The sequence below is a fragment of the Verminephrobacter aporrectodeae subsp. tuberculatae At4 genome (assembly GCF_000193225.1).
In the GTDB taxonomy this organism is placed as follows: Bacteria; Pseudomonadota; Gammaproteobacteria; order Burkholderiales; family Burkholderiaceae_C; genus Acidovorax; species Acidovorax aporrectodeae.
The window spans coordinates 1-284 of the sequence record NZ_AFAL01000677.1; the positions used below are offsets into that span (position 1 = coordinate 1).

Annotated in this window: 1 protein-coding gene; it reads left to right on the forward strand. The window is 64.4% G+C overall.

All coding sequences use genetic code 11. The annotated features are described in order from the left end of the window. Positions 1-284: hypothetical protein (locus tag VTU_RS33930; protein ID WP_010107474.1), on the forward strand; the 284-nt coding region annotated here is incomplete at both ends.

A 284-nucleotide genomic window follows, 5' to 3' on the forward strand; every position in this document is an offset into this window, starting at 1 on the left:
GCCACGCTGACCCCGACGGCCACGGGCGCCGAAGGAGCCGAGTTCAACGTCACGCTCAATGCCGCCACAGCGAATGTGCGCGACCTGGTGGGCAACGCATTGCAAACCAACGTCAGCAGCGCCGCATACACCCTGGACCGCATGGCACCGCAGCTGGCCGCCAGCGACCAAACGATCAGCCATACGGCGCTTGGACCCGACCAGCCAACGACGAGCGTCACGATCAAATTCAGCGAAGCGGTCGGGGGCTTTGGCATAGACGACGTAACCTTGACTGGCGGCAG